This window comes from Streptomyces sp. Ru73 (assembly GCF_002920575.1).
Classification (GTDB): domain Bacteria; phylum Actinomycetota; class Actinomycetes; order Streptomycetales; family Streptomycetaceae; genus Streptomyces.
Window position 1 is genome coordinate 1 of sequence record NZ_PQSQ01000189.1, and the last position, 4,442, is coordinate 4,442.

A 4,442-nucleotide genomic window follows, 5' to 3' on the forward strand; every position below is an offset into this window, starting at 1 on the left:
GGTCCCGTACGGAGGTGTCCGGCTCTTCGTCGCCCGGGTCTCCTCGGCAACGGCGAGACGTTCCGCCAGCTCCTCGGCCTCCTGGGTCGCGCGGGCCAGCGCCTCCTCGGCCTTGGCGACCGCGGCGGCCGACCGCTCCGCCTCGCCCGCGGCGCCCCGCGCCTGTCCGCCGAGCCGCCCCAGCGCCTGCGCGACCTGCGACTTCTCCCGGTCGGCCGCGCGCCGACGCTCCGCCAGCTCCTCGACCGCGGCGGCTTTTTCGGCGCGGCGCTCGGTGGCCAGCCGCTGTTCCTCGACCAGCTCGTCGCAGCGTGCGGCCAGCTCCTCCAGCTCCGCCGCCGCCTCGTCGACGGACGCCTGCACCTCCAGCAGGCTGGGCGCGCCGGCCGAACCGCCCTGCGCGAAGTGCACCCCGAGCAGGTCGCCCTCGGCGGTCACGGCGGTCACCCCGGGCCGCGCGGCGACCAGGTCCTCGGCGTCCTCCAGCGTGCTCACCACGACCACGTCGCGCAGCAGCCGCCGCACGGCGGGCAGCAACTCCGCCGGCCCGCTGATCAGTTCGGCAGCCGCGGGCGGCCCATCGGGCACCCGGGCGGCGGGCACGGCCCCGAAGGCCCCACCGCCGGCGGCGTCTTCGGCAGCCCCGGCGGCGGTACGCGCGCCTGGGATGGCGGGGGCACCGCTGCCTTCGTACGGAGCGTCGCCGGTCGACGCGGGACCGCCGCCCGCGCCTGGCGGGCCGTCAGCAGCCGCGGGCACAGGGCCGGCTGTCGTGGCGTCACCCGACGTGGACGCCACGGGAGTTCCTGTCCCGCCATCGGCACCAGGCACCTCATCGGCACCCGTCGTCACGCCGTTCCCCGATGCCGTACCGGCGAAGGACGGCTCCCCCGCCGCGTCCGACAACGGGCGTTCCGCCGGGGCCGCCGGGAGCATGACCGCGCGGCCCGCGTCCTGCTTGCGGAGCAGGCGGATGGCCTCCGCGGCGGTCGCCGGGTCCGCCACGGCCACCGCGTCGGCCGCCGCGCCCAGCGCCGCCGCGACCGGCACCTCGTACCCCGGCTGCACCGTCAGCAGCTCGGCCGCCGGGCCCAGCAGCCCGCCCAGCCGGTCGGCGGCCGCCAGCAGCGCACCCGTACCGTCCTTGCGGCGCAGCCCCAGCGCCAGCGCGTCGTGCCGGGCCGCGGTCGCCGCGCGCTTGCGCTCCGCCGCGGTCAGCGCCTCACGGGCCGCCGTCAGCGCGCGCTCGGCGCCGGCCAGCTCCTCCTTGGCCCGCTCGTGCTGCTCCGCCAACTCCTCGTCACCCGCGTCCAGCCCGTCGACCTCGGCCTTGAGCTGCTCGTACTCCTCCTGGGCCGCGACCGCGCGCTGCTGCGCCGCGTCCCGCGACTCGGTCAGCCGGTCGATCTCCGCCTGGGCCGAGGCGGCCCGCCCGCGCGCGGCCGTGACCTGGCCGTGCAGCCGCGCCAGCCCCTCGCGCCGGTCCGCGATGGCCCGCGCCGCATCCCTTATCCGGCGCTCCTCGTCCTGGAGCTGCCGTTCCAGCGCCGCGCGGTGCTCGACCATGTCGTCCAGCGCCCGGGACGCGGCCTCCAGCGCGGCCTCCAGCTCCGCCTCCTGCTCACGGATGCGGGCCGCCTCGCGCTCCATCTCCTCGGGGTCCCGGCCGCGCCGCTCGTCCGGGGGCGCGGTCTGCGCGCTCTTCACCCGGGCCTCGGCCAGCGAGACCGTGCCGCGTACCCGCTCCGCCAGCTGCGACAGCTCGTACCAGGTCTGCTGGGCGCGCTGGAGCCGCGGCGCCAGCGTCCGCACCTCTTCCTCCAGCGCCGCCTCGCGCCGCAGCGCCTCCTTCAGCTCGGCCTCGGTGGCCTCCCGGCGCTTCTTGAGCGCGGCCTCGTCGGCGATCTCCGTACGGAGCGCCTCGCGCAGCGTCACGAGGTCGTCGGCGAGCAGCCGGAGCCGGGCGTCGCGCAGGTCGGCCTGGATGACGGCGGCGCGGCGGGCGACCGCGGCCTGGCGGCCCAGCGGCTTCAGCTGGCGGCGCAGCTCGTCGGTGAGGTCCTGGACGCGGGCGAGGTTGGCCTGCATCGCGTCCAGCTTCCGCAGCGCCTTCTCCTTGCGCTTGCGGTGCTTCAGGACGCCGGCCGCCTCCTCGATGAAGGCCCGGCGGCCCATCGGGTCGGCGTGCAGCACCCCGTCGAGCTGGCCCTGCCCGACGATGACGTGCATCTCGCGGCCGATGCCGGAGTCGGACAGCAGCTCCTGGATGTCCAGCAGCCGGCAGGTGTCGCCGTTGAGCTGGTACTCGCTGCCGCCGTTGCGGAACATGATCCGCGTGATCGTGACCTCGGCGTACTCGATGGGCAGCGCGCCGTCGGAGTTGTCGATGGTGAGCGAGACCTCGGCGCGGCCCAGGGGCGGGCGGCCCGTGGTGCCGGCGAAGATGACGTCCTCCATCTTGCCGCCGCGCAGCGACTTCGCGCCCTGCTCGCCCATGACCCACGAGAGGGCGTCCACCACATTGGACTTGCCCGAGCCGTTCGGGCCCACGACACAGGTGATGCCGGGCTCGAAGCGCAGCGTGGTGGCGGATGCGAAGGACTTGAATCCGCGCAGGGTCAGGCTCTTGAGGTGCACGCCTTTGGACTCTACCTTTCGGGCGCCGCCGACCGCGGTCGTCCGGTCCGCGCCTGGCGCGCCGCGTCCGGCGTACGGCGCGTGCGTACCCCGTCCGGCGGGTCCGTCGGGGTCCGGTCGGCGGGCGCTGCCGGGGTCCGGCCGAAGGTGCCGGCCGGCCGGCGCGGAGGGCCGCCGGCTTGCGCGGCGGGACCTTTTCGGTTTCACCGCGGAACGTGCAGGGCACATCATGCGGTAAGAAGTCGCCGGGGAGTGGGGGCGCGAACGACGAAGGGACGCCGAAGCGTCCCTTGAATCTTCAGAGAGCGGTGCCTTGAGTGGCTGTCGTAACAGCCCGACCGGCCCTTGGGGCGATGGTCAGGTGAGCGCCGGCTCCGCCTGGGATACGTCGATGCTGTCGAGCAGCGAGTCGCCGTGACGTGCGGCAGCGGACAGCGCGTCGTTCTCCGCCTGAATCCGGATGAGCTCGGATTCCAGGTCCTGGACGCGCTGCTGAAGCCGTCGCATCTCGGCGAGGACTCGGGGGTCGGAGCCGCCGACGTAACCGAGAAGCGCCTTTGCCATGATGAGTGGTCCTCCACACTGAGTGACCGACCGAAGCGGTGGTGGGTCGTGAGGGAATCGCACCCGCGGTGTCTGTCATTCTCTGGTGTACGCAATGCCAAACAGCTAAGGTGCGCGGGGATTCCAGAGTCTCACCAAAAGGTTTGACGGTCAACACGATCACGCCCCGTATCCGGGGGCTCGTGCGGGCGCGCGACGGCAGAAGGCTCGGGTCGGCGCTCCGGAATCGGCCCGGGGGCGTGGAGATCATCCTTACTGCGGCAGCCTTCCATGGGACGGCCGAATTGGCAACCACCAGGAAGTTTCTGCCTCCCGCAGGTGCCGGCGGCATGTCATGAGACGGGTCACCGCCGGTCGGCGGGGCCGTCCGGCGGCCCTTCCTCAGCGGATCGCGAAGCCGTCGTACCCGCCTCGCGGCGTGTCCCAAATCTCATTCACCCCGTCGACCCGTCCGGGCGTGTCCCCGGTCCGCAGCCACTCCAGCAACTCCTCGCACCGGTCCCGGGGCCCCTCCGCCACCACCTGGACGCGGCCGTCCTCCCGGTTGATCGCGAAGCCGACGAGCCCTCCGATGCGCAGGGCGTTGGCCCGGGTGAACCAACGGAAGCCGACACCTTGCACTCGGCCGCGGACCCAGGCCGTCAGACGGACATCTTCGTTCATGCGTGCACGTTAACCGGCCAATTGCTCGCCGAGCACCTCGGCCTCGTACGCCGTGCCGTACAGTCACGCGACGTCAGAGGTCACTCGTGCGGGTGATTCGGATGTGGCGTTCGTGGACCGCGGTTCCACGACGGTCAGGACGGAAGGAAGCCATCGGATGGGCCGCCATCGACGCACCGCTCCGCCCGTGGCGCCCGGGGCGCCTGTGACACCGGCCGCCGACACCGCGGCGCACGGGCCGGCGCGGCCGGGCCGGCCGGGGCGCCACCGCGGCCACGGCGCGCCGGGACCGGTGAGCCCCATGAGCACCACATCCCTCCGCGGCACCTCTCGCACCAGCGACTCCTCCGGCCCCCACTCCCCCTCCCGTCCCGGCGGCTTCCTCCGAACCGCGCCCGTGCGGACCGGGCTGCTCGGCGTGTCGGCCGCGCTGGCGATGGGGGTCGTGGCCGTCTCGGCGGGGCTGCTGCCGGGCGGCGACACGTACGTGCCCGGCGGCACGGACGGACCCGGCGGGCAGGTGCGCACTGGCGCGCTGCCGGAGGCGGCCAGGACCCAGGGGGCGGGTTCCCCGCTCC

The 4,442-nt window shown here is 74.4% G+C and carries 2 protein-coding genes and 2 pseudogenes; 1 reads left to right on the plus strand and 3 read right to left on the minus strand.

Annotated features, from left to right (window positions below; all coding sequences use genetic code 11):
* The 3 genes and pseudogenes from C3486_RS36245 to C3486_RS36255 all read right to left on the minus strand — a co-directional run.
* A pseudogene (locus C3486_RS36245) lies at positions 1–2,637 on the minus strand (AAA family ATPase); the annotation flags it as partial.
* Between the two features lie 357 nt (positions 2,638–2,994).
* Entirely contained in the window at positions 2,995–3,201 is a 207-nt protein-coding gene (locus C3486_RS36250) for a hypothetical protein (RefSeq protein ID WP_052864954.1), read from the minus strand.
* 381 nt (positions 3,202–3,582) lie between these two features.
* A complete protein-coding gene (locus C3486_RS36255) occupies positions 3,583–3,864 on the minus strand; it encodes an acylphosphatase (RefSeq protein WP_103837101.1) in 282 nt (93 codons plus the stop codon).
* Positions 3,865–4,165: 301 nt separating this feature from the next.
* Between C3486_RS36255 and C3486_RS36260 the strand changes: the two are divergent.
* Positions 4,166–4,442: pseudogene (locus C3486_RS36260) on the plus strand (hypothetical protein); the annotation flags it as partial.